Origin of the sequence: Streptomyces sp. NPDC101152, from assembly GCF_044768275.1 — a bacterium.
GTDB lineage: Bacteria > Actinomycetota > Actinomycetes > Streptomycetales > Streptomycetaceae > Streptomyces.
Genome location: NZ_JBIWPO010000001.1, coordinates 366,827 through 392,708, shown reverse-complemented (window position 1 = coordinate 392,708; position 25,882 = coordinate 366,827). Strand labels below are relative to the sequence as shown.

The following is a 25,882-nucleotide window of genomic DNA, read 5'->3' as shown; positions in this document are numbered from 1 at the left end:
GGACGAAGAGGCGCAGCGGACGAAGCGGCGTGCGGATCAGGCGGTGCGTTTGCGGGATGCCGTCTTTTTCGCCGCCGTCTTCGCCGTCGTCTTCTTTGCGGCGGAGTTCGCGGCGGCCTTGGCGGTGGTCTTTTTCGCCGCTGCCTTCTTCGTCCCCTGCGTCGACTTCTGCGTCGACCTCGCCGTCGACTTTCTCGCGGACGCCGTCGTCTTCTCGGCGGCGGTCTTCTTCGCCGTCGACGTCGACTTCCTGCCGGTGGCCTGTTTCGGTGCGGTCCGCGCGGACTTACGAGCCGGGAGGTGGGTGACCTCGGCGTGTTCCTCCTCGGAGGCCGCCGTTTCCTCACCCCGCGACTCCTTCGCCGCCTGGACACTCTTCTCCAGGGCCGCCATCAGGTCGAGGACCTTTCCGCCGCGGGCCGGCTCCGGGGACTCCGGCGGGGCCTCGCCGGCCGCCTTCGCGGCGACGACCTCCTCGAGGGCCTCGCGGTACTCGTCGTGGAGGTCGCCGAGGTCGATCTCGCCGAGGGTGTCCATCAGCGCGTCGGCCAGGTCGAGTTCCTTGTCGTTGACCGTGACCTTGGTGTCGGGGGCGACGCCCTCGGGAGCGCGCACCTCGTCCGGCCAGAGCAGGCCGTGCATCGCGATCGCGTCCTCGACCACCCGCAGCATGCCCAGGCGTTCCTTGCCGCGGAGCGCGAACTTGGCGATCGCCACCTTGTTGCTGCGCTTGAGGGCCTCCCTGAGCAGGGTGTACGGCTTGGCCGCCGGGGCGCCACCGGCCGCCAGGTAGTACGCCGCGTCCATCTGGAGCGGATCGATGCGGTCCGCCGGGACGAAGGCCACGATCTCGATCGTCTTGGCCGTGGGGAGGGGGAGGTGGGCCAGGTCCTCGTCGGTGATGGGGATGATCGAGCCGTCCGCGTCCTCGTAGCCCTTGCCGATCTCGGCCGAGGAGATCTCCTTGTCCTCCAGTTCGCAGACCTTGCGGTAGCGGACGCGGCCGCCGTCCTCGGTGTGGATCTGGCGGAACGAGATCGAGTGGCTCTCGGTGGCGTTGACCAGCTTGATCGGGATGCTGACCAGGCCGAACGAGATGGCGCCGTTCCATATGGATCTCACCTGCTGCACCCTTTCGGTAGCTTTCCGCCGATTACTCCCGAGTTCCACCTGTTCGCGTGGGATTCTCATCGTATGACGCCCATCACGGAGGTGGAGGGGAGACGGCTCGCCCTCAGCAATCTGGAGAAGGTGCTGTATCCGGAGACGGGGTTCACCAAGGGGGAGGTGCTGCACTACTACGCCGGCAACGCCGAGGTCCTGCTGCCTCACCTGCGGGATCGGCCCGTGTCGTTCCTGCGGTACCCGGACGGGCCCGGCGGGCAGGTGTTCTTCGCCAAGAACGTCCCACCGGGTACGCCCGACTGGGTCACGACCGCCGAGGTGCCGCGGATGGAGGGGCCGGCGCGGATGGTGCTCGTACAGGATCTGGCGTCGCTGATGTGGGCCGCCAATCTCGTCACCGAGTTCCACACACCGCAGTGGGTGGTGCGGGACCCCGGCATGGCCGACCGGATCGTGTTCGATCTCGATCCCGGTGCGCCCGCCACCGTCGTCGACTGCTGCGAGGTCGCGGTGTGGCTGCGGGAGCGGCTCGCGGCGGACGGGATCGAGGCGTACGCGAAGACGTCCGGCTCGAAGGGCCTGCATCTGCTCGCGGCCGTCCGGCCGACGCCGTCCGAGCAGGTCAGTGACTACGCGAAGCAGCTCGCCGTGGAGGCCGAGCGGGCCATGCCGCGGCTGGTTCTGCACCGGATGACGCGGAGCCTGCGGCCCGGGAAGGTCTTCGTCGACTGGAGTCAGAACGCCGCCCGGAAGACCACCGCCACGCCGTACACCCTGCGGGCCCGCCCCGAGCCCACCGTCTCCGCGCCGGTCACCTGGAGCGAGGTCGAGGAGTGCGGGGCACCCGGTCGTCTCGCCTTCCAGGCGCCGGACATCGGCCCCCGCGTACAGGACTACGGCGACCTGCTGGCCCCACTCCTCGATCCGGACACCGCCGGCTCACTCCCCTGAGGCCACGGCTCCCTCACGCCGCCGCCCGCACACAACAGACCCGGCGGCCGGTCCCCCGCACCCCCAAGGCCACGGACCACCTCACACCCGCCCCCACGTCCCCCGGTCCCGGGCCATCGCGTGCAGGGCCTCCACGTCGGCCGGCTTGAGGACGCCACCTGTGCGGGACAGGGACTCGACCTCCGTGTCCCGGAGGACGCGGACCGCGCGGAGGGGGGCGGTGATGTTCACGTCGGTGGGGGCGTGGAGGGCGAGGAGCGGGCGGACCTCGGCGGTGAGGGCGTATGAGGCGCGGTCGGCGGTGGCGCGGACGCGGCGCAGGAGGGGCTCGGGGTCGCGGCGGCCCAGGGTGACCATGGGGTCGGCGACCGTCACCCGCTGTTTGCGGGCGTACACGGTGTGGACGGCGAACAGGCCGCCGGGGCCGATCGCGAGGTGGTGGACGCGGTCGCCGCCGGGCAGCGGGATGGAGTGCAGGGTGTGCCAGCCGGCGCCGTCCAGGCGGTCCAGGGCCTCCCCTACGGCCGCTTCCGCGGTCAAGGCGCGGCGGCGCGGGTCCGGGCGCAGCCGGTGCGGCGGTCCGGGGTCGCGGTCCAGGGAGACGATCAGTGCCTCCCCGGGCCGGTTGGGCGCGAGGTCGTCGTCCGGGTGGAGGGCGAGCCGGGCCAGCTCGGCCGGGGTCGGGACGGGGGGCGGCCCGACGGCGACGGGGCCGGTGAGGAAGGGGCCGAGGGCCTCGAGCACTCCCTCCCGCTCGTCGTCGCTGAGCAGGTTGATCCTGGCCGCCTCACGGTCGTACCAGGCGATGTTCCGGCCGTCCGTCCGGCACACGTACAGCCGTTCCTGGCCGTGGCTCACGGTCGGTATGACGCGCAGTCCGTTCATGCACCATCACCCCTCGACCATGGGAACAGGCGGGGTGCTCGATCGGCAAGAACCCGGCTACCTTTGAGAGCGGTTGGGCCCCACTGGAGGGGGATGGGGAGGCGTTGTTGCGTACCCGCAGGAAACAACCCGACGTACCGGCTCCGGATGCCCCGTGGAGCGAGATCGTGCCCGGCCTGTGGATGGGCGGGCACGAGTTCAGAGGGCATTCCGGGCAACTGGAGTTCGCTGTCGTAAGAGATCAGTTCGATCTCGTGCAGACCTTGCTGAGGCTGCCGGGCCACGGGCCCGACCCGGGTGTGGAGCACCATGTCTGGCCCATACCCGACGGACCGCTTGACGGCACCCAGCTGGCGGGGGTCATCCGGCTCGCGCAGTCCGCGAGCGAGGCACTGGAGGGGGGCCGCAAGGTCCTCGTCCGCTGTTACCACGGGTACAACCGCTCGGGGCTGGTCGTGGCGCACGCCCTCGTGCGGCGGGGGCACACGGCGGAGCAGGCGATACGGCTGATCCGGTCCCGTCGCTCGCCGTGGGCGCTGCACAACGACCTGTTCGTCGACTACCTGCGGGCGGGGCTGCCGACGGCCCGGCTGTTGGAAGAACTCGCCGAGTAACGCGGAAGGGGAAGGTAAGCGTTTCTTCCCGCGGGTCGTTCAGCGAGGTAATCGTTTCTTTGGCCTCGTAGGGTGTATGGGCACCACATATCCGTCCCCTGGGAGTACCGTGCCCCGCACCCGTCCGCTGCGCGCCGCCGTCGCCGCGCTCGTCGTCGCACTGCTGACGGCGACCGCCGCGGCCTGCGGCGACGCGGGCGAGCTGAAGGCCGCGGGGGCGACGCCGACGGCGACCAGCCCCGCCAAGCTGTGGCCGGGGCTGGCCCCCGCCGCGAGCCCCGCGTGGGACTACGACAACGGCGAGTCGGAAGCCGTCAAGGGCGTCTCGGCGCCCGGCGACGACATCAGCCAGGTGGACCCGGTGGCCCTCGTGAAGGCGGAGATGGCCCGGCACCCGGCCGACTACGTGGGCTCGAAGGCGCCGTACCGGGAGACGGCCCGCCGGATGGCGTACTGCGGCAAGCAGCCCGCGGACCCGCGGTGCCCCCTGCTCAAGGCGTACTACCGCGACCTCACCGGCGACGGGCGCCCGGAACTGACGATCGGCTTCCGGCTGCTGCCGGGCAGCCAGACCGCCGTACGGGTGTACACGGCCTCGGGGGGCAAGGTCCTGCAGATCATGGCCAACGACGACGCCGTGAGCGGGGTGGAGCTGGCCGGGCGGTCCGTGATCATCCACGCGCCCTCCGACCTCGCGGACTACGAGTACCGCTTCCAGTGGACCTGGGACCCGGAGCAGAAGGTGATGCTGCTCACCCACGACGAGATGCTGCACATCGGCAAGCGGGAGCGCCACCACCGTTTCCCCACCTCCGCGGCGACCCCATGAGGAGGCTCGCGCTCCCCCACTGGGCCGGCACGCTCGCCGTGAAGGCCGCCGTCTTCATCACGGTGATGTGCTGCGGGCTCGCCGCCATGCTCGGTGTGCTGGTGCACGTCTCGGTGACCAACCAGACCGTCGGCCAGGCCCGCAAGCTGGCGCTGACCCGGCTGGCGGACGCGACGCGGGCGTACCAGGCCGGCGACACGCTGCTGCCGGGGGCCGGCGTGGACCCGCCGGGGCTGCCGCACTCGCTGCGGGCGCTGGCGGCGGCCGGGGACCGCGGCACGATGGTCTCCGAGCACCGCGGGGAGCCCACGATGTGGGCGGCGGGGCCCGCCGACCGGGGCCGGGCGCTGGCCGTCGAGGTCGACTACGCGCAGCAGGCCCGCACCATCGAGGCGCTCGACCAGTCGATCCTGTGGTCATCGGGGCTGGCGATCGGGGTGACGCTGTTGGTGGGCGCGTTCGCGGTGACCCGGGTGACACGGCGGCTGCACACCACCGCCCAGGTGGCCCGGCGGATCAGCGCGGGCGACCTGGACGCACGGGTGGGCGACCCCCTCACGCAGGATCCGACCCGGCCGCCGGACGAGGTGGCCGCGGTCGCCGCCGCGCTGGACTCCATGGCGGCCTCGCTGCAGGGCAAGCTGCTGAGCGAGCAGCGGTTCACCGCCGACGTGGCGCACGAGCTGCGCACGCCGCTGACCGGTTTGCACGCGGCGGCCGAGCTGCTGCCGCCGGGGCGGCCGACGGAGCTGGTGCGCGACCGGGTGGCCGCGCTGCGGACGCTCACCGAGGACCTGCTGGAGATCTCCCGGCTGGACACCGGACGGGAACAGCTCGAGCTGGACACCGAGGAGCTGGGGGCGCTGGCCACTCGAGTGGTGCGGATGTCGGGGACCGACACGAAGGTCGTCGTGCTGCGGGACGCGCTCGTGGAGACGGACCGCCGGCGCCTTGAGCGGGTGCTCGGCAACCTCGTCGCCAACGCGCACAAGCACGGGCGCGGGCCGGTGTCGGTGACCGTGGACGGGCCGGTGGTGACCGTGCGGGACCACGGGGACGGCTATCCGGACTATCTCCTCGAGCACGGCCCGCAGCGGTTCCGCACCGAGGGCGGGGCCAAGGGGCACGGGCTGGGGCTGACCATCGCGGTGGGGCAGGCGGAGGTCCTGGGCGCCCGGTTGGAGTTCGTGAACGCGGTGGACGGCGGCGCGGTGGCGGTTCTGACGCTGGCTTAGGGGCGGCAGCGCCTGCGTCGGTGCTCTTGTGGACCAGTGCGACGAGCGGGTGCCCGACTTCCCTCCTAACGTGGCGGTTAGTCAGGTTCGTCCCCATCGTGGAGGTAACCCATGTCCCTGCGCTCCGTCTTCGCCCGCGTCGGCATAGTCGCCGCCGGCGGCGCCCTCGTCACCTCCGCCGCCGTCACCCCCGCACTCGCCGACGACGGCTGGGGCGGCAGCGGTGACCAGTCGGCGGCCAGCAGCCAGCAGCACGAGGACGGCTCGGAGAGCGGTCACGGCGGCCGGCACGAGAACCCGCGCCTCGCGCGGGGCATCGTCACCGCGAGCGAGCTCAACCTGCGCAGCGCGCCCAACCGGGGCGGCCAGGTGATCCGGGTGGCCCACCGGGGCGAGCGGGTCTCGATCTTCTGCAAGGCCCCGGGGCAGCCGGTCCAGGGCAACCACGTCTGGTACCTCCTCACGGACGGCACCTGGGCGTGGGGTTCGGCCCGCTACATCAAGACCATCGGCACGCCGCCACGCTGGTGCTGAGACCCTGAGGTCACAAGACCCACTATTTGGGTAGGTTCCGGACATGACCAACGCCGGAACCACCGTGGCACCCGCGGCTCCCCCCGCTCCCGCGGTACGCCTCCCCCGGCGCCGTGGCATCGAACTGGCCCTCATCGTCCTCGCCGTCCTGCTGTCCATGTACGGGTACTGCGCTGTCGGCCTCGCCAAGCACGGCACCGTCCCGCCCGGCGCCGCCGGTTACGGCGCCGGGCTCGGCGTGCTCGCGCTGCTCGCGCATCTCGCGGTGCGGCTGCGGGCGCCGTACGCCGACCCGCTGCTGCTGCCGATCGCGGTGCTGCTCAACGGCCTCGGCCTGGTGCTGATCTACCGGCTCGACCTGGAGACCCCGGGCGACCGGGCGGCTCCCGCCCAACTGGTGTGGTCCACGCTGGGCGTGGCCCTGTTCATCGTGGTCGTGCTGATGCTGCGCGACCACCGCTGGCTGCAGCGCTACTCCTACGTCTGCGTGGCCGCCGCTCTCGTCCTGCTGCTGGTCCCGATCCTCTTCCCGGCCGTCAACGGCGCCCGGATCTGGATCCGGCTCGCCGGCTTCTCCATCCAGCCGGGCGAGTTCGCGAAGGTGCTGCTGGCGGTGTTCTTCGCCGCGTACCTGGCCGCCAACCGCAACGCCCTCGCGTACACGGGCCGCCGGATCTGGTGCGTACGGCTGCCCACCGGCCGGGTCCTCGGTCCCCTCGTCGCCGTCTGGCTGCTGAGCGTCGGCGTCCTCGTCCTGGAGTGCGACCTCGGCACCTCGATGCTCTTCTTCGGCCTGTTCGTCGTGCTGCTGTACGTCGCCACCGGCCGCACCGGCTGGCTCGCCGTCGGGCTGCTGCTGGCGGCACTCGGCTCGGTGGCCGTGAGCCGGCTGGAGCCGCACGTGCACAGCCGGGTGGAGGACTGGCTGCACCCCTTCGCGTCCATCGACGCGGGCCTGGGTCCCAACCAGCTCGCGCAGTCCCTCTTCGCGTTCGCCGCGGGCGGCGTGCTGGGCACCGGCCTGGGCCTCGGCCACTCCGTCCTCATCGGCTTCGCGGCGAAGTCGGACTTCATCCTGGCCACGGCCGGCGAGGAACTGGGCCTGGCGGGCCTGTCCGCGATCTTCCTGCTCTACGGCCTGCTGGTGCAGCGCGGCTACCGGGCCGGCCTCGCCCTGCGCGAGCCCTTCGGCCGCCTCCTCGCCGTCGGCCTGGCCTCGCTGATCGCCCTCCAGGTCTTCGTCATCGCGGGCGGGGTGACCGGCCTGATCCCGCTCACCGGCATGGCGATGCCCTTCCTCGCGCAGGGCGGCTCCTCGGTCGTCACCAACTGGGCGATCGTGGCGCTGCTGATCCGGGTGAGCCATTCGGCGCGCAGACAGTACGACGGAGAGGTCGCCCCATGACCCGGTACATCCGGCACGCATCGGCGTTCTGCGCACTCCTGCTCCTCGCGCTCCTCGTCAACGCCGCGCGCGTCCAGGTCGTCCAGGCCCCCTCCCACGACGCCAACCCGGCCAACCGGCGCTCGGCGATCGCCCGTTACGGCCAGCCGCGCGGCGACATCCTGGTCGCCGGCGAGCCGGTCACCGGCTCCCGGGACTCCGGCGAGCAGCTGCGCTACGAACGGACGTACGCGAACGGCCCGTTGTACGCCCCCGTGACCGGCTTCGCCTCGCAGGTGTACGGCACGACCCTCCTCGAGCACACCCAGGACGGGGTCCTGTCCGGCACCGACCCGCTGCTCACGCCGCTCCCGATCTGGCACGACCTCACGCGCACCCGAAGCCGCGGCGGGAACGTGGTGACGACCCTCAGCCCCGCGGCACAACAGGCGGCCTACGAGGGGCTGGACGGGCGCAAGGGCGCGGTGGCGGCACTGGAACCGTCGACCGGCCGCATCCTTGCCCTGGTCTCGACCCCGTCCTACGACCCGTCGGTCCTGTCGGGGAACGCGAAGGCCACGGAACGCTCCTGGAAGCAGCTGAACGCCGACCCCGACAAACCGATGCTCAACCGGGCGGTACGGCAGACGTATCCGCCGGGGTCGACGTTCAAGGTGGTCACGGGGGCCGCAGCGCTGGACGCCGGCGTGGTCACGGACCTCGACCGGCCGACGCACTCACCGGACCCGTACCGACTGCCGGGTACCAGGACCCTGCTGGTGAACGAGGGCGAGGGGTGCGAGGACGCGACGCTGCGGGACGCCTTCGAGTGGTCCTGCAACACGGTGTTCGCGAAGCTCGGCGTGGACGTCGGGGTCACCGGCATGGCGGCCACGGCGAAGGCGTTCGGCTTCGACGACACGGGGTTGCGCGTTCCCTTCTCGGTCGCGCAGAGCACCTTCGACACCTCGGTCGACAAGGCGCAGCTGGCCTTGTCGTCGATCGGTCAGTACAACACGCGGGCGACGCCCCTGCAGATGGCGATGGTCTCGGCGGCCGTCGCGAACGGCGGGCTGCTGCGCGACCCGTACCTGGTGGAGCGGACGACGACGGCCGGCGGGGGCACGATGTGGACGCCGGGCTCGCGGCCGGGCCGGCAGGTGATGCGCCCCTCGACGGCGGCCCTGATGAAGGAGCTGATGGAGGGCGTGGTGACGGAGGGGACCGGCACGAACGCGGCCATCCCCGGCGCGATCGTCGGCGGCAAGACCGGCACCGCCCAGCACGGCGTCGGCAACGCCGGAACGCCCTACGCCTGGTTCGTGTCCTGGGCCCAGCGGGAGCAGGACCTGGAGCCGAAGGTGGCGGTGGCCGTGGTCGTGGAGGACGGCTCGGCGCACCGTGGTGAGATCACCGGCGGCGGCGTGGCGGCGCCGATCGCCCGGGCGGTGATGGAGGCGGTGCTCAACTCCTAGGGACGCCCAACTCCTGGGGACGCCCAACTCCTGGGAGGCTCGGCCGTCGCCCCCGCCTCGATCGCCTCCGCCACCTCCGCGACCCGTTCCTCCTCCTCTGTCGCGAAGCGCTCGGCGTCCAGTTTCTCGGCGATCTCCTCGTCCTGGGCCATCAGCAGGTCCAGGTTGGAGTCCCCCATCTCGAAGACGCCCATGTCGACGTACGCCTGCTGCAGCCGCTTGCCCCACAGACCGATGTCCTTGACGCACGGCACGATCCGGGAGAAGAGCAACTGCCGGAACAGGGCGAGGAACTCGGACTGCTCGCTGAACTCCTCCGCCTCGGCCGTCGGGATGCCGAAGTTCTCCAGGACCTCGACCCCGCGCAGCCGGTCGCGCATGAGATAGCAGCCCTCGATGACGAACTCCTCGCGTTCGCGCAGTTCGGCGTCGGTGAGCTGCTTGTAGTAGTCGCGCAGGGCCATCCGCCCGAAGGCCACGTGACGGGCCTCGTCCTGCATGACGTAGGCGAGGATCTGCTTCGGCAGCGGCTTGGTCGTCGTGTCCCGGATCATGCCGAAGGCGGCCAGCGCCAGCCCCTCGATCAGCACCTGCATGCCCAGGTACGGCATGTCCCAGCGGCTGTCGCGGAGCGTGTCACCCAGCAGGGACTGGAGGTTGTCGTTGATCGGGTAGACCATCTGGACCTTCTCGTGCAGGAAACGGCCGTAGATCTCGGCGTGCCGCGCCTCGTCCATGGTCTGCGTCGCCGAGTAGAACTTGGCGTCCAGGTCCGGCACCGACTCCACGATCCGCGCCGCGCAGATCATCGCGCCCTGCTCACCGTGCAGGAACTGGCTGAACTGCCAGGAGGCGTAGTGCTGTCGCAGCTCGCCCCGCTCCCGCTCACTCATCTTCGCCCAGTACGGCGTGCCGTACAGCGAGATGGACTCGTCCGGGGTGCCCAGCACGTCGTACGGGTCGACCTCCAGATCCCAGTCGATGCGCCGCTGCCCGTCCCACTGCTTGTCCTTGCCCTTCTGGTAGAGGGCGAGCAGTCGTTCGCGGCCGTCGTCGTACTCCCAGCTGAAACGGGCCGCGCCGGATGCGGGGACCTGCCAGAGGTGGTCACCGGGGTCGTTGGTGTACAGCTCATGGGTTGGCATACCCCGCAGGCTCACATGTAGACGGGGAGTCAACAAGTCCCGTGCAAGGGATTGACGAGCTTGCTGACAGGCAGTCTCATAACTGCCATGACGACTCTCACGGAAGCAGACGCACTCGACGGCCTGCGCGACGCCCTCGGGCTGCTCAAGGACCGCGAGCAGGTCGCCGAGCGGCTCCTCGCCTCCTCCGCGAAGCACTCCTTCGACCCGGACAAGGAACTCGACTGGGACGCGCCCTTCGAGGAGGGCAAGTGGTTCTGGCCGCCGGAGCTCGTCTCGCTGTACGACACGCCGCTGTGGAAGCGGATGGGCGAGGAGCAGCGGATCCTGCTCTCGCGGCACGAGGCCGCCTCGCTGGCCTCGCTGGGGATCTGGTTCGAGATCATCCTGATGCAGCTGCTGGTACGGCACATCTACGACAAGGCGGCGACGAGCGCGCATGTCCGGTACGCGCTCACCGAGATCGAGGACGAGTGCCGTCACTCCAAGATGTTCGCGCGGCTGATCGCGCAAGGGGGTACGCCCTGGTATCCGGTGGCGCGGGCGCACCAGCGGCTGGGGCGGCTGTTCAAGACCATTTCCACCACCCCGGGGTCCTTCACGGCGACGCTGCTCGGCGAGGAGGTGCTCGACTGGATGCAGCGGCTGACGTTCCCCGACGAGCGGGTGCAGCCGTTGATCCGGGGGGTCACGCGGATCCACGTCGTGGAGGAGGCCCGCCATGTGCGGTACGCGCGTGAGGAGCTGCGGCGGCAGATGGTGACCGCGCCCCGGTGGTCCCAGGAGTTCACCCGGGTGACGTCCGGTGAGTTCGCCCGCGTGTTCTCGGTGGCCTTCGTGAACCCCGAGGTCTACACGAACGTGGGCCTGGACAAGCGGGAGGCTCTGGCACAGGTGAAGGCGAGCGGGCATCGACGGGAGGTGATGCAGACCGGCGCCAAGCGGTTGACCGACTTCCTGGACGACATTGGCGTGCTTCGGGGGGTCGGGCGGCGGCTGTGGAAGAGCTCGGGGCTGCTGGCTTGAGGGCAGGGTGCGACCAGCCCCGCGCCCCTTTGGGGCGACATGCGCAGCCTGCGATTACGCTGCACTGCATGACGCCCGCCGCCCCCGCCTACCGCAGGTTGAGCGTCGAGGAGCGACGAAGCCAGCTCCTCGACGCCGCCCTCGGTCTCTTCGCGCACCGCGCCCCCGAGGACGTCTCCCTCGACGACGTGGCCGAGGCGGCCGGAGTCTCCCGCCCCCTCGTGTACCGGTACTTCCCCGGTGGCAAGCAGCAGCTGTACGAGGCCGCGCTGCGGTCGGCCGCGGACGAGCTGCGGCAGTGCTTCGACGAGCCTCGGCACGGGCCGCTCCTCCCCCGCCTTGCCCGTGCCCTCGACCGCTACCTGGCCTTCGTCGACGAGCACGACGCGGGGTTCAGTGCACTGCTCCAGGGCGGCAGCGTCGTGGAGACGTCCCGGACGACCGCCATCGTGGACGGGGTGCGACGGGCCGCCGCCGAGCACATCCTGCGCCACCTCGACGTGCGGGAGCCGGGCCTGCGGCTGCGGATGACCGTACGGATGTGGATCACCGCGGTGGAGGCGGCCTCGCTGATCTGGCTCGACGAGGACAAGCAGCCGCCCGTCGACGAGCTGCGGGACTGGCTGGTGGAGCAGTTCGTGGCCGTGCTGTCGGTGACGGCGAACCGGGACCCGCAGACCGCCGCGCTGGTGCGGGCGCTGGCGAAGGATGGCTGACACTGGTGCCGTGAAGAGCGAGAACACGCCGTTCGAGGGCGGGCCGATGGACGGCCGGGTGCTGCCGGTGCTGCTCGGACCCACCGGACAGCCTCCCAAGATCTACCGCATCCCGGTGCCGGACCCCTCCGGCGGACCGGACACCGTGCTCGTCTACCGGCGGGTGCCGCGCGGGCACAGCAGACGGCTGGGTATCCAGCAGGGGTGGAAGTACGCGTACGACCCCGAGGGCCGGGCGGACACCGGACTCAGGTGGCCCTGGTCGAAGCCGGACGCCACGCCGGGCCGCAAGCCGGACGACACCGACGGGTGACGGGGTTGCGCCGAACCGCGCACACTCGGCTCGCGAAGGACCGAGCGATCGCCTGAAACTGCGCGGTGCGGGGACAGAGGGGCTGTCCCGCACCGGAGGTGATGGCGTGTCAGGAAGGCTTCTGCGTCTTGTGTGTACGGCCGCGGTGGCGGTCGGCACCGTTCTCGCACCGCTGCCCGCGTCGGCCGTACCCGAGCCGGAGCCGGGCGGGCGTCCCGTCTCCCAGGTGCTGACGGACCTTCAGCGGCTGTACCGGGAGGCGGAGCAGGCCACGGAGAGCTATGACGCGACCGAGAAGAAGCTGACGAGGCAGCGGGCCGAGGTCGAGCGGCTGGACCAGGAGCTGGCCCGGGCCCGGCTCTTGCTGGACGACAGCCGGATTGCCGCCGGACGGCTGGCGCGGCAGCAGTACCAGAGCGGCACGGGCATCTCCTCCTACGTCCGTCTGCTGCTCGCCCAGGACCCCCAGCAGGCGCTCGACGAGGGCCATGTCATCGGGCAGTTGGCGCGGGAGCGGGCCGAGACGCTGGGGCGGCTGACCAAGAGTGAGAAGAAGGCCGGCGACCTGGCCCGTCAGGCGCGCAAGGCCCTCGACGACCAGCTCTCCCTCGCCGAGCGGCGCAAGAAGCAGCGGGACGACGTGCAGAAGCGGCTCAAGGACGTGGAGAGACTCCTCGTGTCCCTCACGCCCGAACAGCTCTCCGCACTCGCCCGGTTGGAGAAGGGCGGGGTCGACCGGGCGCAGCAGCGGTTCATGGGGGCGTCCGGTGCGCCGGCCGCCGACGCCGAGCCGTCACAGGCGGGCGAGCGGGCTGTGCGGTACGCCGTCAGGCAACTGGGCAAGCCGTACCAGTGGGGCGCCGAGGGACCGGCGTCGTACGACTGCTCGGGACTGACGTCCCAGGCGTGGGGGCACGCGGGCACGCCGATTCCCCGCACCAGCCAGGAGCAGTGGGCGCGGCTGCCGAGGGTCCCCCTGAAGGACCTGCGCCCCGGCGACCTGGTGGTCTACTTCCCCGAGGCCACGCACGTGGCGATGTACGTGGGAGAGGGCATGGTGATCCAGGCGCCGAGGACCGGTGAGCAGGTCAAGGTCTCGCCCGTCGCGAGCTACCCGGTCCTCGGTGCCGTACGACCGGACGGTGCTCAGGTACCGGCCACGGAGGCGAGGTAGGCGCCTGCCTTCTCCGGCTCGTAGAAGAAGTTCTCGAAGTCGGCGGGGTCGTCGAAGCCGTTGGCGAAGCGGTCGGCCACCGGCTGCAGCTGGCCGGCCGCGCCGATGAGGTTGAGGATGTGCTCCGGCGGCGGGGCCAGCATGGCGTTGGTCCACTTGGTGACGTGCTGGGCGGTGTCCCAGTAGCGGTCGAAGGTGGCCCGCATCCAGGCCTCGTCGAACTCCTTCTCGCCGTTCTCGAGGATCGACGCGAGGTAGGAGGCGGCGCACTTGGCGGCGGAGTTGGAGCCCTGGCCGGTGATGGGGTCGTTGGCGACGACGACGTCCGCGACGCCGAGGACCAGGCCGCCGCCGGGGAGGCGGCCGATGGGGTTGCGGACGGTGGGGGCGTAACGGCCGGCCAGGGTGCCGCCCGCGTCGGTCAGTTCGACCTTGGTGGCCCGCGCGTACTCCCAGGGCGTGAACTTCTCCATGAGTTCCAGGGTCAGGGAGAGGTGTTCCGCCGGGTCCTTGACGCCGTTGAAGACGTCGAGCGGGCCGCCGGGTATGCCCTCCCAGAACAGGATGTCGGCCGGACCGGAGGTCGTCAGGGTCGGCATGACGAAGAGTTCGCCGACGCCGGGGACCAGGTTGCAGCGAACGGCGTGGTGGTCGGGGTGCTCGGGGCGCGGGCCCAGACCGTGGACGTAGGAGACGGCGAGGGCGCGCTGCGGCTCGCTGTAGGGGGAACGGGACGCGTCCCGGCCGAACATGGAGACCAGCTCGCCCTTGCCCGCCGACACCAGGACCAGGTCGTAGGTGCGGGAGAAGTAGTCGAGGTCGGAGACCGCGGCGCCGTGGATGACCAGCTGGCCGCCGCGCTGCGCGAAGGTCTCCATCCAGCCGGCCATCTTCACCCGCTGGTCGACCGACTGCGCGTACCCGTCGAGCCGGCCCACCCAGTCGATCGCCCGCTGGGTCGGACCGGGGTCGTGCGAGCCGGGGGCGGCGACCGAGACCCCGAGTCCTTCGATCTTCGGGGCCTGGGACTCCCAGAAGTTCAGCTGGAGATCGCGCTCGTGCTGCAGGGCCGTGTGGAACATGCACTGCGTCGACATGACCCGGCCGGAGCGGATCTCGTCCGCGGTCCGGTTCGACATCAGGGTGACCTCGTACCCGTGCGACTGGAGGCCGAGGGCGAGCTGGAGACCGGACTGGCCGGCTCCTACGACGAGTATCTTCCGCATGCGGGTGACTACTCCTAAGAGGGGCGACTACTCGGGGGTCTCGTCGAGCGCGTGGCCGACGAGGGACAGGAGAGTCTCGATCACCGAGATCCTCCGCCGCGCATCCATGATCATGACAGGTATGTGCGCGGGGATCGTCAAGGCCTCTCGGACGTCCTCCGGTTCGAACAGCTCGCTGCCGTCGAAGTGGTTGACCGCCACGACGTACGGCAGTCCGCAGCTCTCGAAGTAGTCCAGCGCGGGGAAGGAGTCCTTGAGCCGCCTGGTGTCCGCGAGGACGACCGCGCCGATCGCCCCGCGCACCAGGTCGTCCCACATGAACCAGAACCGCTGCTGGCCCGGCGTGCCGAACAGATAGAGCACCAGGTCGTCGTCGAGGGTGAGACGGCCGAAGTCCATGGCCACCGTGGTGGTCAGCTTGCCCGGGGTGGCGGTGAGGTCGTCGGTCTCCTCGCTCGCCTCGGTCATCAGGGCCTCGGTCTGCAGGGGCGTGATCTCCGAGACGGCGGTGACCAGCGTGGTCTTGCCCACGCCGAAGCCTCCCGCCACGACTATCTTCGTGGCGACGGGGGCGCGGGTGCGGTCCGTCTGCCAGGACCGCGGGGTCTCGTCGGGGTCGACGAAGGAGGCGACGCCGACGGCGTCAGAGACGACGGAGTCCACTCAGCACCCTTTCCAGCAGAGCGCGGTCCGGGCGGCCCGTGCCGTGACCGGTACCTGTTCCGTACACGCGGATCTTTCCCTGGTCCGCGAGGTCGCTCAGCAGCACGCGCACCACGCCGAGCGGCATCCTCAGCAGCGCGGCGATCTCGGCCACCGTGCGCATGCGGCGGCACAGTTCGACGATGGCCTGCATCTCGGGCATGACCCGGGTGGCGAGCGAGCTCTTCGTCAGCTCCCTGCGCTCCTCGGGCGCCTCGAGCGCCGCGACGAACGTCTCGACGAGCAGGACGTGCCCGAAGCGGGTCCGTCCGCCGGTGAGCGAGTAGGGGCGGACGCGGGCGGGCCTGCGGTCGCCGCCGCGGACCGGGAGCGTGTGCTTCTTCGGCTGCTCGCTGGTCATCGGGGGCTCCCGGCGGACTCCTGCTCCAGGGACTTGCGGAGCTCGCTGCGGAGTTCGGGGGTCAGGACGTGGCCGGCGCGGCCGACGAACAGGGCCATGTGGTAGGCGACCACGCTCATGTCGCAGTCGGCGGAGCCGTGGACGCCGAGCAGGCTGCCGTCGCTGATCGACATCACGAACAGGCTGCCCTCGTCCATGGCGACCATCGTGTGCTTCACGGCGCCGGCGCCCATCAGCTTCGCGGAGCCGACGGTGAGGCTGCCGATGCCGGAGACGATGGTGGCGAGGTCGGCGGAGGAGCCGCGGGGGCCGCTGCGCTGCCGCCTGGCCTTGGCCTCCTCGTTGCGGCCCGGGTCGGAGGACAGGAGCAGGAGGCCGTCGGAGGAGACCACCGCTACTGACTGGATGCCCGGCACCTCCTCGACCAGGTTCGTCAGCAGCCAGTGCAGGTTACGGGCTTCACTGCTCAGTCCGAAGGTACTGGGCGCGGTCAACTGCTTGCCTCCTCGACGGTGCCCCCCGTGGCTTCTTCGGATGTGGCCGGCCCTGCGGCCGGCTGCCTGGTCTGGCCGGTCTGTTCGGCGATCTCCGCCTGTACGTCGCGGTAGCCGGCCTGGGCACCCTGGCGGAAGCCGCCGAGTCTCCTGCGGAGGGCTTCCGCGTCGACGGAGCTGTTGCGGGGGCGGGGTGCGGCGGTGGGTGCGGTGATCCTGGGCGTGCGCTTGGGCAGGCCCTTCGACGTCAGGACGTCGGGGGTGTGGTCGTGGGTCGCCTCGTCGTCGCCGTCGTCGCCGCCGTCGACGGCCGCGGGGCGGGTGGGGGACGCGTCCGGTTCCGGCGCGGGCCGGGCGTGGGCTTCCTCCAGCGGGTCCGCTGCCGGCAGCGGCTCGGGCGCCGGTGGCGGGATGAGGAGTTCCATCGTGGTCTCGGCGGGGCGCTCCGGGGATGCCGCCTCCGCGTCCTGCCCGGTGGGTCGCTCCCGTACCGCCTTCTCCGCCAGGGCCACCAGGGGGTCCGCGGGCTTCGAGCGGCCGTGCAGGACGTTGGAGTTGGCCTCGGCGTCGGCGCCGGGGAGGGAGAAGGTGTGGGTGGGCGGGGTGTGCGTGGCGGACGGGACCGCCGTGGCCGGGGACGGGGAGAGCAGGGCGTTCGGGAGGACCACGACCGCCGCCACCCCGCCCTGCTTCTGCTCGCGGAGCTGGACACGGACGCCGTGGCGGTGGGCCAGCCGGGCCACCACGTACAGGCCGAGGCCGAGGCCCGCCTCGCCCTCCTGGTCGTAGGGGGTCTCGGGGTCGAACTCGGCGAGGCGGGCGTTGAGGCGGGTCATGCGGTCGTCGGTCATGCCGATGCCCTCGTCCTGGACGGAGAGCATGACCTCGCCGTTCTCCAGGAGCCAGCCGGAGACCTCGACGGGCAGGTCCGGCGGGGAGAACGCGGTGGCGTTCTCCAGCAGTTCGGCCAGCAGGTGGGACAGGTCGTCCGCGGCGAAGCCGGCCACGTGGGCGTGCGGCGGGAGCGCCGCGATGCGGACGCGTTCGAAGCGTTCGATCTCGCTGACGGCGGCGCGGACCACGTCCACCAGCGGGACGGGGCCCGCGTGCTGCTGGACGTGCTCGGTGCCGGCGAGGACCAGGAGGTTCTCGCTGTGCCGGCGCATCACCGTGGCGAAGTGGTCGAGTTTGAAGAGGGTGGAGAGGCGGTCCGGGTCCTGCTCCCGTTCCTCCAGGCCCTCGATGACCGTCAGCTGGCGTTCGACCAGGCCCAGGGTGCGCAGGGCCAGGTTCACGAAGGTGCCGCCGATGCTCTCCCGCAGCCGCTCCAACTGGGCTGCCGACTCGTCGAGTTCGGCGCGCAGTTCGGCGCGGGTGTCGGCCATCTGCTGCCGCTGTCCGACCAGGTGCTTGCGGTCGGTCTCCAGCGTGGCGATCCGCTCGTGCAGGGCGGCGGCGTGTGCGTGCAGGGCGTTGACGGAGCGGACGACCTGGGCGAACTCGTCGTTGCGGCCGGTGAAGGTGATGGGCTCCTCGGCCGCCGGGTTCCCGGACTCCGCCAGGCGGGCCGAGCCCCGGCGCAGGACGGACAGCGGGCGGGTGAGCGAGCGGGCCATGGCGGTGGCGATGCCGACGGCGACCAGCATCAGGGCACCCAGGACCGCGATCCGGATCTCCAGCGCGGTGACGTCGTCGTCGCGGAGGTGGGCGAGGTCCTTGGTGCGGCGGTCGTAGAGCGCGGACTCGACGCCCCGCATCATGTCGACGCGGGCGGACAGGGCGGCGTCCACCTTGGCCGCGCTGGTGCCGAGTTGGGCCGTGGACAGCGTCGGCTGGGCGGTGAGGGACGCCAGGTACTTGTCGGCGGAGTTGACCTCGGCACCGGTGACCGTGCTGTCGTACGAGTCCACGGCCGCCTGGGGCGCGGTGTCGCGGAAGCCGGCGAGCGCCGCGTCGGCGCGCAGGCGGGCCTGCTGGGCGGCGGCGGTCAGGGCGTTGCGTGTCCTGGCGTCGGCGGCCGAGGAGGTGGTGGCGGTGGTCGGCAGGCCGGTGACGGGGCTGATGACGGTCCGGGTCGACGTCGGCACGTTCAGCGCCGCCAGCAGCAGCCCCCGCGCGGCGGCCGACTGCTGGACGGCCGAGTCGAGCTCGGCGAGGGAGTGGGCGCCGGAGCCGGCCCGCGGCGGCGTCCGCTCGGCCAGCTGGTCGGCGAGCCGGTGCAGGTCGGTGATGACGGCGGAGTAGGCGTTGTGCGCCTCCAGGGCGCTGCTCCTGCCGGTGAGCGCGGCCCGGCGCAGGGTGGCGATGCCGTCGAGGTCGCCGCGCAGGGAGGCCGGCGCGTCCGGGTCGGCGCGCATGTCCTCGACCTGCCGGTCCACCCGCGAGCTCTGCTGCTCCGAGGGTGCCTTCGACTTCGGCCGCCCGGCGGCGATGTAGGGGACCACCTCGTCGCGCTCGTCGGCGAGCGCGTGCGCGAGGGCCAGCGCGTTCTGGGTCTGGCCGGCGAGCGTGACCAGGTTCTGGGAGTCGTTCAGGTCGCCGGAGGCGGCGAGGACGGAGGGGGTTCCGGCTCCGGCGACGGCGGCGGCCACCACGGCGACGGCGACGATGAGCCGGTTGCGTACATGGGTGGGGCGGCCCTTGCCGGTGACAGTGGCAGGGGCGGGCGCACCCGCTCCGGAGGCCGTCTGCTTGCCTGGGCGACGAGGCCGCGTCTTCTGCACCGGTGCTCGCATTCCTGACTCGTGATACTCATTGGGCCCGGGTGACGCTCCGTCAACTTCCACGGACTGCGCGTTCACCTGGTACGGTCCCCGACCCTCCCAGTGCCGGTGGGCGGTGGCCCCGCATCGCCGGGCCCGCCACCCGAAGGAGTGAACATCGGAGGCGAGTGGGCGGGCAAGTTTCTCTGGGGGTTGCAGCGACCTTGCGGGGTGGGCCGGTTGGACGTCCCCGGCGACCGATGGCACTATGTGCCGCCACGCATTCCCGGAACATCGAATTCCACCCCAAATCAGGCGTCTGACCTGCGCGGGTGCGCCAATTCGGCAACCGATGGGGGCCTTTGGTGAACCGCGTGAAGACGTCGTGCAGACTGGCCGAATGCGTACGGAACTTGTTTCGGAGCCGGGCGACGCGAACCGCCCCAACGAGGACTTCGCGGCGGTCGCCCTCCCTGCTTCCGGCCAGGGTGGCGCCCTCGTGATCCTGGACGGGGTGACCCCGCCCCGGGGCGGGACGGGTTGTCTGCATTCCGTCCCCTGGTACACGGCCCGGCTCGGCGGCGCGCTGACCGAACTGACCGTTTCCCTCCCGGATGTTCCGCTGACCGAGGTCCTCGCGCGCGCCATCTCCCGCACAGCTGACACACATTCCGCCACTTGTGACCTTTCTCACCCACGCACCCCGCAGGCAACAGTGGTGGTGGCGCGGTGGTCCCAGGAGACCGTCGACTGTCTCGTCCTGTCCGACTCGGCGCTCCTGCTGGAGGCGCCGTCGGGCACGGTGACCCCCGTCCTGGACGACCGCCTCTCCCGGCTCCCCCGGTCCTCCCTGGCCACCGACGCCTTCATCGACGCGTCGGTCCGCAACAAGGAGGGCGGCTTCTTCACGGCGGCGGCGGACCCGTCGGTTGCCCGGCGGGCGGTGACGCGGACCGTCGCACGCTCCGAGGTGCGCACCCTGCTCGGCCTCACGGACGGAGCGGCGCGGTGGGTGGAGAGGTTCCGCGAGGGCGACTGGCAGGCCTGTCTGCGCCTGGTCCAGAAGGAGGGGGCACAGGCGCTGGTGGACCGCGTACGGCAACTGGAGCGCGCCGACAGCGAGGAACGGACCTTCCTCAGGCGCAGCAAGACCCACGACGACGCGACCGTCGTGTACGCCGAACTCTGAGCTAGCCGACCGTCCCTGAAGCGGTGAGGGTGTGCCACTGGCCGTCCTTCCCCTGGCCGTTGGTCTGTCCGGCCGCGGTGTCGCCGACATAGCGGTACAACGGCCACCCGGCGAGGGTGAGTTGCTTCTGGCCGTGGCGGTGGACGGTGCCGAGCAGGCTGGCGTGGACGCCCTGGGCCCGTACGGGATCCTGCACGATGACGGGCAGCCAGGTCTTCACGCAGGCGCCGGAGCAGGTCCACTTGGACGGGTTCGGCCTGTCCTTGGCGTACCGGTAGAGGGTCATCCCCCTGCCGTCGGTGACCACGCCGTCCGCGCCGCGCACGGCGATCGTCACCGGGGCCCCGGCGGGCGCGGGGGTGGTCGCGGGGGCCGGCGTGGCGGGGGCGGCCGACGCCACCGGGCCGGTCGTGGCCGGGACGACCGGGGCGGCGCCGGCGGCGGTGGTCGAGGAGGAGTCGCACGCCGCCAACAGGAACGCGGATACGAGCCCTGCGACCGAAGCGAGGACGATGCGGTGCGGGATCACGGAGGTGCCTTTCCTACGGGAGTCGCCGTCGGGTCACTCCCTTGGTACGGCCTGCGCCTCCCGCCCTCTCAGTCGCCGGTGCCACATGACGCACTCTTGACCACCGCCCCCGCACCTCCCCGGCCGGCTACCGCTCCATGCCACGGTTCAGTTGCGCCAGCAGACGGGCGAGTTCGGCCACCTCACGGCGGTCCCAGTGGGAGAGCTGGCTGACGTAGCGGGCGCGGCGGGCCTCGCGGACCTTGGTCACCCGCCGGTGGCCCTCCTCGGTGAGGTGGACCAGCCAGGCGCGGCCGTCGGCGGGGTCGGGCTCGCGGGCGACCAGGCCGAGGTCCTCCAGGGCGCGCAACTGGCGGGACATGGTGGCCTTGCCGACGCCGATGTAGCCGGCGAGCTCGGTGGCGCGCTGGCGTCCGCATTCGTCGAGGCGGATGAGCAGGCCGTAGGCCGCCGACTCCAGGTCGGGGTGGACCTCGCGGGCCATCTCGCCCTGGCTGGCGCGGGCGCGCCGCAGCAGGACCGTCATCTCGCGTTCCAGTGACAGGTACTCCTGGTCCGCACCGCTCGACGCCGAGCCCGCGGGTCCTCGGACCTCGTCCCCGTTTCCGCCTCCGTGCACGTCAGCCCCTGCCTCGGTTCGTCCCGCTCGTGAAGTTTCCGCCGGACCCCGTCGTCACCGCGGCAGGTCAAGTATTTCGCAGGTCCGGACGGTGACACGCGGAAGGCCCGGGCCTCCCTCACGGGACCCGGGCCTTCCCTGTCCGGCAGCGTCCGTCACGCCGCCGCCGGAACCTCCGGCGTCGCGTCGCTCGTGGCGGGCGCGAGGGCCAGCTCCAGCACCTGGCGGACGTCGGTGACGGTGTGGACGTCGAGCTTGTCCAGCACCTCCGCGGGCACGTCGTCCAGGTCGGGTTCGTTGCGCTTGGGGATGACGACGGTCGTCACCCCGGCGCGGTGCGCGGCGAGCAGCTTCTGCTTGACGCCGCCGATGGGCAGGACACGGCCGGTCAGCGAGACCTCACCGGTCATCGCCACGTCCGTGCGGACCAGACGGCCGGACAGGAGCGACGCCAGGGCCGTCGTCATCGTGACGCCGGCGCTCGGGCCGTCCTTCGGGACCGCGCCCGCCGGGAAGTGGATGTGCACGCCGCGGTCCTTGAGGTCCGCGACCGGCAGCTCCAGTTCCGCGCCGTGCGAGCGGAGGAAGGACAGGGCGATCTGCGCGCTCTCCTTCATCACGTCCCCCAGCTGACCGGTCAGGGTCAGGCCCGCGCCGCCCGTCTCCGGGTCCGCGAGGGACGCCTCGACGAACAGGACGTCACCGCCGGCCCCGGTCACCGCGAGGCCGGTGGCCACGCCGGGCACCGCGGTACGGCGCTCGGCCGGGTCCTGGGCGGACTCGGGCACATGGTGCGGCCGGCCGATCAGGGCCCGCAGGTCCTCGTCCCGGATGGTGAACGGCAGCTCCCGCTCGCCCAGTTCGTGCTGGGCCGCGACCTTGCGCAGCAGCCGGGCGATCGAGCGCTCCAGGGTGCGCACGCCCGCCTCGCGGGTGTACTCGCCGGCCAGCTTGCGCAGCGCGCTCTCGTCGAGGGCGACCTCGTCCTTGTCTAGGCCGGCCCGCTCCAGCTGGCGCGGGAGCAGGTGGTCCCGGGCGATGACGACCTTCTCGTCCTCGGTGTAGCCGTCCAGGCGGACCAGCTCCATACGGTCGAGCAGGGCCTCGGGGATGGCCTCCAGGACGTTCGCCGTCGCGAGGAACACCACGTCGCTCAGGTCGAGTTCGACCTCCAGGTAGTGGTCGCGGAAGGTGTGGTTCTGCGCCGGGTCGAGGACCTCGAGCAGGGCGGCCGCCGGGTCGCCCCGGAAGTCGGAGCCCACCTTGTCGATCTCGTCGAGCAGGACGACCGGGTTCATCGAACCGGCCTCCTTGATCGCGCGGACGATCCGGCCGGGCAGCGCGCCGACGTAGGTACGGCGGTGACCGCGGATCTCGGCCTCGTCGCGCACGCCGCCGAGGGCGACGCGGACGAACTTGCGGCCCATGGCGTGGGCCACGGACTCGCCCAGCGAGGTCTTGCCGACGCCGGGCGGGCCGACGAGGGCCAGGACGGCACCGCCGCGCCGGCCGCCGATGACGCCGAGGCCGCGGTCGCTGCGGCGCTTGCGCACCGCCAGGTACTCGGTGATCCGCTCCTTCACGTCCTCCAGGCCCGCGTGCTCGGCGTCCAGGACCGCCTTGGCGCCCTGGATGTCGTAGGCGTCCTCGGTCCGCTCGTTCCAGGGGAGTTCGAGGACGGTGTCCAGCCAGGTGCGGATCCACGAGCCCTCGGGCGACTGGTCGCTGGACCGCTCCAGCTTGTCGACCTCCTTCAGGGCGGCCTCCCGCACCTTCTCCGGCAGGTCGGCGGCCTCCACGCGGGCGCGGTAGTCGTCGGACTCCTCGCCGTCCTTCTCGCCGTTGAGTTCGCGCAGTTCCTTGCGGACGGCCTCCAGCTGACGACGGAGCAGGAACTCGCGCTGCTGCTTGTCGACGCCCTCCTGGACGTCCTTGGCGATGGTCTCGGCGACGTCCTGCTCGGCGAGGTGGTCGCGCAGCTGCTGGGTAGCGAGCTTGAGGCGGGCCACCGGGTCGGCGGTCTCCAGCAGCTCGATCTTCTGCTCGGTGGTCAGGAACGGCGAGTAGCCGGAGTTGTCGCCGAGCTGGGACACGTCGTCGATGGCCTGCACACGGTCCACGACCTGCCAGGCGCCGCGCTTGCGCAGCCAGGCGGTGGCGAGGGCCTTGTACTCCTTGACCAGTTCGGCGACCTGGCCGGGCAGCGGCTCGGGCACGCTCTCGTCGATCCTCGTCCCCTCGACCCACAGCGCCGCACCCGGGCCGGTGGTGCCGGCGCCGATCTTCACGCGGCCACGGCCGCGGATGAGGGCGCCCGGGTCACCGTCGGCCAGCCGGCCGACCTGCTCGACCGTGCCGAGCACACCGGTGCTCGCGTACGTCCCGTCGACACGGGGGACCAGCAGGACCTTCGGCTTTCCGGGCTCGTTGCGCGCGGCGGCCTGAGCCGCCTCCACCGCGGCGCGCACGTCGGCGTCGTTCAGGTCCAGCGGAACCACCATTCCGGGCAGCACGACCTCGTCGTCGAGCGGCAGCACAGGCAGGGTGAGCGGTGTGGACGTCGAAGCCATGATTTTCCTTCCTACAACCAAGTTGAGCTATGCCGACTCAATGCAGGAGGCTTCCCGAATGTTCCCCACGGCAGCCGCCGTTCGCTGACGGCGATCAGAAACGCCGACACCCCCACGGGGAGTCCGGGGGGTGCTAATGCCGCGGCAGGCGACGTTCGCCCCGTCGCGCCGCCCGGCACGCCGAGAGGACGCTCCCCCACTCTCGACTTCGCTCGAGCGGGAGGGGCCCCACGTCGCCCCTCCTTCCCGGGCAGACGTTGCCTGCCGCGGCACTGGGTCCGGCTGAAGGTGGGCATGGCTGTACGAACTCGGAAACCGGCCGTCGTCTTCCTCGACCGGCGGCTGATCCCGTGCGCTGCGGGCGCCGCAGACGTGCGGCTGGTGGGCCGGCTCGGCCCGAGCAGTGCCGCCTAGGCGACGGCCCGGCGGGTGCGCTGCCAGCGGCGGAGCAGGGGCCAGGTGCTGACGCCTATCGCCAGGGAGATCAGGTGGCCCCAGTCGGTCATCGGGTCGGTGAACGTGCTCAGGTCGTCGATGAGCATGGCGGCGAACAGCGTCAGCATCGGCCAGCGCAGCCACGGGGGCAGCAGGCCGGCCAGGGCGCCGAGGCTGGTGGCGACGCCGAAGCTGATGCCGAAGTCGAGGCGGTGCAGTGACGTGCCGGGAAGGTCGCCGACCAGCACGGAGACGCCCACCGTGCCCTCGGTGGCGAGCGTGGCCAGCACGTGCCCGAACACGAAGACCACGGCCGTCCGCGCCCCGCCCACCCGTCGCTCCAGCGCGGTCAGCACGAGCAGGAAGCAGGCCACGTACGGCGAGGTGAACCCGCCCGCGACCCACAGCGCACTGGCCACCAGCACCTCCCCGGGCTCGCGCACGAGATGCGCCACATCGGTGCTGGAGGCCTGGTACAGCGCGTTGACGAGGGGCGACGAGGCATAGGTGGCGAACAGCGAGGTGACGGCCAGCAGGGCCGCGTAGCCGAAGGTGAACGGCGTGCCGGTGGGGGTGGGGAGCAGTCTCCAGACGCGGGGGAAGCGGATTCCGGGGGCCGGGACCGCTGCCGGTACGGCGGCCGCGCAGGCGGTGGCCGAGCCGCGCTGCCGCGGCATGCCGTCCAGCAGGTCGAAGACCTCGGGAAGGGGCGCGACCGAGGACTTCGTGTCGGCCGTCGCGGTCTGTTCCACGCCGTGTTGCTCCTTCCGTTGCCCCCACCATTCGGGATCCCTGGAGCAACTGTCTATGACGGACACCACGAGGAGGCCGATTCTCAGCAACCTCTCAGCGTGTTGACGAACATCTCATGGGCCGTCAGCCCGTCCGCCACCGCGTGACCCCGCGTAATTCCCAGGGCCCGAAACGCCGGTTCGTGCAGGATGGGGCCATGACCGCCCCCTACGACACCCCTGTGGTCCTGGACCGTCGCGAGGGCCCGTACGGCGAGGTCGTGCTGCGCCGGCACGGCGAGTTGCTGCAGATCATCGCCAACGGCTGCTTCCTGATGGACACCTCGGACGGCCGCTCGGAGCGGCTGCTGATCGACGCGGCGCTGGCCGCCCTGGGCGGCCGCGAGGCCCCTGACGTGCTGATCGGCGGCCTCGGCGTCGGCTTCTCGCTCGCACACGCGGCGGCGGATCCGCGCTGGGGCGCGATCACCGTCGTGGAACGGGAACCCGCGATCATCGACTGGCATCTGCGCGGCCCGCTCGCGGACCTGTCCGCCCGGGCCCTCGAGGATCCGCGCACCCGGATCGTGGAAGCCGACCTCGTCGCACACCTCGGTGAGACATCCGCCACGTACGACGCCCTGTGCCTGGACATCGACAACGGGCCCGGCTGGACTGTCACCGAGGACAACGACGGGCTGTACTCACCGGCCGGACTCGCAAGCTGCGCAAGGGCGTTGAAGCCCGGCGGCGTGCTCGCTGTGTGGTCCGCGCAGCCGTCTCCGGAATTTGAAGGAACACTGCGGAATGCCGGGTTCCAACAGGTGCGTACCGAAGAGATCCCGGTTGCCCGGGGCGTTCCCGACGTCGTGCATCTCGCCGTCCGACCTGGATAGCCGAAGCGCGGTTACTCCCCGT

General features: G+C 71.6%; 25 protein-coding genes. 13 read left to right on the top strand and 12 right to left on the bottom strand.

From position 1 onward, the window contains the following. Window positions 1-36: 36 nt before the first annotated feature. Window positions 37-1,122 (bottom strand): Ku protein, encoded by a 1,086-nt coding sequence (locus ACIRVK_RS01865; RefSeq protein ID WP_404242896.1) that lies wholly within the window; start codon window positions 1,120-1,122, stop codon window positions 37-39. A 72-nt stretch (window positions 1,123-1,194) separates the two neighbouring features. On the opposite strand from ACIRVK_RS01865, the gene ligD reads away from it, so the two are divergent. Beyond that, the gene (gene ligD / locus ACIRVK_RS01860; protein WP_404242894.1) at window positions 1,195-2,076 is read left to right on the top strand and encodes a non-homologous end-joining DNA ligase; all 882 of its coding nucleotides are present in this window, start codon (window positions 1,195-1,197) and stop codon (window positions 2,074-2,076) included. Window positions 2,077-2,157: 81 nt separating this feature from the next. Here ligD and ACIRVK_RS01855 read toward each other — a convergent pair whose 3' ends face one another. After that, window positions 2,158-2,961, bottom strand: a complete 804-nt coding sequence (locus tag ACIRVK_RS01855) for a nuclease-related domain-containing protein (protein WP_404242892.1) — start codon at window positions 2,959-2,961, stop codon at window positions 2,158-2,160. Between the two features lie 107 nt (window positions 2,962-3,068). Between ACIRVK_RS01855 and ACIRVK_RS01850 the strand changes: the two genes are divergently transcribed. The 6 genes from ACIRVK_RS01850 (at window position 3,069) to ACIRVK_RS01825 (ending at window position 9,032) form a co-directional block, all read left to right on the top strand. Beyond that, window positions 3,069-3,575, top strand: a complete 507-nt coding sequence (locus ACIRVK_RS01850; protein ID WP_404242890.1) for a dual specificity protein phosphatase family protein — start codon at window positions 3,069-3,071, stop codon at window positions 3,573-3,575. Window positions 3,576-3,684: 109 nt separating this feature from the next. Next, window positions 3,685-4,404, top strand: a complete 720-nt coding sequence (locus tag ACIRVK_RS01845; protein WP_404242888.1) for a hypothetical protein — start codon at window positions 3,685-3,687, stop codon at window positions 4,402-4,404. After that, entirely contained in the window at window positions 4,401-5,639 is a 1,239-nt protein-coding gene (locus ACIRVK_RS01840) for an ATP-binding protein (RefSeq protein WP_404242886.1), read from the top strand. The genes ACIRVK_RS01845 and ACIRVK_RS01840 overlap by 4 nt, the downstream gene beginning before the upstream one ends. Window positions 5,640-5,750: 111 nt before the next feature. Next, entirely contained in the window at window positions 5,751-6,173 is a 423-nt protein-coding gene (locus tag ACIRVK_RS01835) for an SH3 domain-containing protein (protein ID WP_404242884.1), read from the top strand. Window positions 6,174-6,216: 43 nt separating this feature from the next. Further along, complete coding sequence (locus ACIRVK_RS01830) at window positions 6,217-7,578, top strand: FtsW/RodA/SpoVE family cell cycle protein (protein ID WP_404242882.1); 1,362 nt, start codon at window positions 6,217-6,219, stop codon at window positions 7,576-7,578. Beyond that, window positions 7,575-9,032: a peptidoglycan D,D-transpeptidase FtsI family protein gene (locus ACIRVK_RS01825; protein ID WP_404242880.1), complete on the top strand. Its 1,458-nt coding sequence runs from the start codon at window positions 7,575-7,577 to the stop codon at window positions 9,030-9,032. The genes ACIRVK_RS01830 and ACIRVK_RS01825 overlap by 4 nt, the downstream gene beginning before the upstream one ends. Here the strand turns inward: ACIRVK_RS01825 and ACIRVK_RS01820 are convergent. Further along, on the bottom strand, window positions 9,029-10,177 hold the full coding sequence (locus tag ACIRVK_RS01820; protein ID WP_404242878.1) for a ferritin-like domain-containing protein: 1,149 nt from the start codon (window positions 10,175-10,177) through the stop codon (window positions 9,029-9,031). The genes ACIRVK_RS01825 and ACIRVK_RS01820 overlap by 4 nt on opposite strands. A gap of 87 nt (window positions 10,178-10,264) precedes the next feature. Between ACIRVK_RS01820 and ACIRVK_RS01815 the strand changes: the two genes are divergently transcribed. The 4 genes from ACIRVK_RS01815 to ACIRVK_RS01800 all read left to right on the top strand — a co-directional run bounded on the left by ACIRVK_RS01815 (window position 10,265) and on the right by ACIRVK_RS01800 (window position 13,406). Continuing rightward, window positions 10,265-11,203 carry a diiron oxygenase gene (locus ACIRVK_RS01815; RefSeq protein ID WP_404242876.1) on the top strand — a complete coding sequence of 313 codons (939 nt, stop codon included), beginning with the start codon at window positions 10,265-10,267 and terminating at the stop codon, window positions 11,201-11,203. A 68-nt stretch (window positions 11,204-11,271) separates the two neighbouring features. Beyond that, the gene (locus ACIRVK_RS01810; protein WP_404242874.1) at window positions 11,272-11,919 is read left to right on the top strand and encodes a TetR/AcrR family transcriptional regulator; all 648 of its coding nucleotides are present in this window, start codon (window positions 11,272-11,274) and stop codon (window positions 11,917-11,919) included. After that, complete coding sequence (locus ACIRVK_RS01805; RefSeq protein WP_404242872.1) at window positions 11,912-12,232, top strand: hypothetical protein; 321 nt, start codon at window positions 11,912-11,914, stop codon at window positions 12,230-12,232. The genes ACIRVK_RS01810 and ACIRVK_RS01805 overlap by 8 nt, the downstream gene beginning before the upstream one ends. Window positions 12,233-12,338: 106 nt before the next feature. Next, entirely contained in the window at window positions 12,339-13,406 is a 1,068-nt protein-coding gene (locus ACIRVK_RS01800) for an NlpC/P60 family protein (protein WP_404242871.1), read from the top strand. On the opposite strand, the gene ACIRVK_RS01795 is transcribed toward ACIRVK_RS01800, so the two are convergent. From ACIRVK_RS01795 to ACIRVK_RS01775, 5 genes are read right to left on the bottom strand one after another with little or no spacing between them, the layout of a single operon-like run. After that, window positions 13,379-14,632 carry a styrene monooxygenase/indole monooxygenase family protein gene (locus ACIRVK_RS01795; protein WP_404242869.1) on the bottom strand — a complete coding sequence of 418 codons (1,254 nt, stop codon included), beginning with the start codon at window positions 14,630-14,632 and terminating at the stop codon, window positions 13,379-13,381. The two genes, ACIRVK_RS01800 and ACIRVK_RS01795, sit on opposite strands and share 28 nt — an antisense overlap. 27 nt (window positions 14,633-14,659) lie before the next feature. Next, complete coding sequence (locus tag ACIRVK_RS01790; RefSeq protein WP_404242867.1) at window positions 14,660-15,295, bottom strand: GTP-binding protein; 636 nt, start codon at window positions 15,293-15,295, stop codon at window positions 14,660-14,662. Beyond that, a complete protein-coding gene (locus ACIRVK_RS01785; protein ID WP_404242865.1) occupies window positions 15,276-15,695 on the bottom strand; it encodes a DUF742 domain-containing protein in 420 nt (139 codons plus the stop codon). The genes ACIRVK_RS01790 and ACIRVK_RS01785 overlap by 20 nt, the downstream gene beginning before the upstream one ends. After that, window positions 15,692-16,189, bottom strand: a complete 498-nt coding sequence (locus ACIRVK_RS01780) for a roadblock/LC7 domain-containing protein (RefSeq protein WP_404242863.1) — start codon at window positions 16,187-16,189, stop codon at window positions 15,692-15,694. Before ACIRVK_RS01780 ends, ACIRVK_RS01785 begins: the two co-directional genes overlap by 4 nt. Then, entirely contained in the window at window positions 16,186-18,912 is a 2,727-nt protein-coding gene (locus ACIRVK_RS01775; RefSeq protein ID WP_404242861.1) for a nitrate- and nitrite sensing domain-containing protein, read from the bottom strand. Before ACIRVK_RS01775 ends, ACIRVK_RS01780 begins: the two co-directional genes overlap by 4 nt. Before the next feature lie 379 nt (window positions 18,913-19,291). Between ACIRVK_RS01775 and ACIRVK_RS01770 the strand changes: the two genes are divergently transcribed. Next, the gene (locus ACIRVK_RS01770; RefSeq protein WP_404242859.1) at window positions 19,292-20,080 is read left to right on the top strand and encodes a hypothetical protein; all 789 of its coding nucleotides are present in this window, start codon (window positions 19,292-19,294) and stop codon (window positions 20,078-20,080) included. A gap of 1 nt (window position 20,081) precedes the next feature. Here ACIRVK_RS01770 and ACIRVK_RS01765 read toward each other — a convergent pair whose 3' ends face one another. The 4 genes from ACIRVK_RS01765 to ACIRVK_RS01750 all read right to left on the bottom strand — a co-directional run bounded on the left by ACIRVK_RS01765 (window position 20,082) and on the right by ACIRVK_RS01750 (window position 24,985). Beyond that, a complete protein-coding gene (locus ACIRVK_RS01765; RefSeq protein WP_404242857.1) occupies window positions 20,082-20,609 on the bottom strand; it encodes a hypothetical protein in 528 nt (175 codons plus the stop codon). A 127-nt stretch (window positions 20,610-20,736) separates the two neighbouring features. Continuing rightward, window positions 20,737-21,228: a MarR family winged helix-turn-helix transcriptional regulator gene (locus ACIRVK_RS01760; RefSeq protein WP_404242855.1), complete on the bottom strand. Its 492-nt coding sequence runs from the start codon at window positions 21,226-21,228 to the stop codon at window positions 20,737-20,739. A 155-nt stretch (window positions 21,229-21,383) separates the two neighbouring features. Further along, the gene (gene lon, locus ACIRVK_RS01755) at window positions 21,384-23,798 is read right to left on the bottom strand and encodes an endopeptidase La (RefSeq protein WP_404242853.1); all 2,415 of its coding nucleotides are present in this window, start codon (window positions 23,796-23,798) and stop codon (window positions 21,384-21,386) included. A gap of 410 nt (window positions 23,799-24,208) precedes the next feature. Then, window positions 24,209-24,985, bottom strand: coding sequence for a rhomboid-like protein (locus ACIRVK_RS01750; RefSeq protein WP_404242851.1), 777 nt, complete (start codon window positions 24,983-24,985; stop codon window positions 24,209-24,211). A 197-nt stretch (window positions 24,986-25,182) separates the two neighbouring features. Between ACIRVK_RS01750 and ACIRVK_RS01745 the strand changes: the two genes are divergently transcribed. Further along, window positions 25,183-25,860 carry a spermidine synthase gene (locus ACIRVK_RS01745; RefSeq protein ID WP_404242849.1) on the top strand — a complete coding sequence of 226 codons (678 nt, stop codon included), beginning with the start codon at window positions 25,183-25,185 and terminating at the stop codon, window positions 25,858-25,860. The last annotated feature ends 22 nt before the right edge of the window (window positions 25,861-25,882 follow it).

Excerpts from the sequence above, each read along its gene's own strand:
- ACIRVK_RS01805 (WP_404242872.1), top strand. The coding sequence starts at position 11,912 with ATGGCTGACACTGGTGCCGTGAAGAGCGAGAACACGCCGTTCGAGGGC.
- ACIRVK_RS01840 (WP_404242886.1), top strand. The coding sequence starts at position 4,401 with ATGAGGAGGCTCGCGCTCCCCCACTGGGCCGGCACGCTCGCCGTGAAG.
- ACIRVK_RS01855 (WP_404242892.1), bottom strand. The coding sequence starts at position 2,961 with ATGAACGGACTGCGCGTCATACCGACCGTGAGCCACGGCCAGGAACGG.
- ACIRVK_RS01835 (WP_404242884.1), top strand. The coding sequence starts at position 5,751 with ATGTCCCTGCGCTCCGTCTTCGCCCGCGTCGGCATAGTCGCCGCCGGC.
- ACIRVK_RS01830 (WP_404242882.1), top strand. The coding sequence starts at position 6,217 with ATGACCAACGCCGGAACCACCGTGGCACCCGCGGCTCCCCCCGCTCCC.
- ligD (WP_404242894.1), top strand. The coding sequence starts at position 1,195 with ATGACGCCCATCACGGAGGTGGAGGGGAGACGGCTCGCCCTCAGCAAT.
- ACIRVK_RS01825 (WP_404242880.1), top strand. The coding sequence starts at position 7,575 with ATGACCCGGTACATCCGGCACGCATCGGCGTTCTGCGCACTCCTGCTC.
- ACIRVK_RS01795 (WP_404242869.1), bottom strand. The coding sequence starts at position 14,632 with ATGCGGAAGATACTCGTCGTAGGAGCCGGCCAGTCCGGTCTCCAGCTC.
- ACIRVK_RS01815 (WP_404242876.1), top strand. The coding sequence starts at position 10,265 with ATGACGACTCTCACGGAAGCAGACGCACTCGACGGCCTGCGCGACGCC.
- lon (WP_404242853.1), bottom strand. The coding sequence starts at position 23,798 with ATGGCTTCGACGTCCACACCGCTCACCCTGCCTGTGCTGCCGCTCGAC.
- ACIRVK_RS01810 (WP_404242874.1), top strand. The coding sequence starts at position 11,272 with ATGACGCCCGCCGCCCCCGCCTACCGCAGGTTGAGCGTCGAGGAGCGA.
- ACIRVK_RS01820 (WP_404242878.1), bottom strand. The coding sequence starts at position 10,177 with ATGCCAACCCATGAGCTGTACACCAACGACCCCGGTGACCACCTCTGG.
- ACIRVK_RS01745 (WP_404242849.1), top strand. The coding sequence starts at position 25,183 with ATGACCGCCCCCTACGACACCCCTGTGGTCCTGGACCGTCGCGAGGGC.
- ACIRVK_RS01770 (WP_404242859.1), top strand. The coding sequence starts at position 19,292 with ATGCGTACGGAACTTGTTTCGGAGCCGGGCGACGCGAACCGCCCCAAC.
- ACIRVK_RS01785 (WP_404242865.1), bottom strand. The coding sequence starts at position 15,695 with ATGACCAGCGAGCAGCCGAAGAAGCACACGCTCCCGGTCCGCGGCGGC.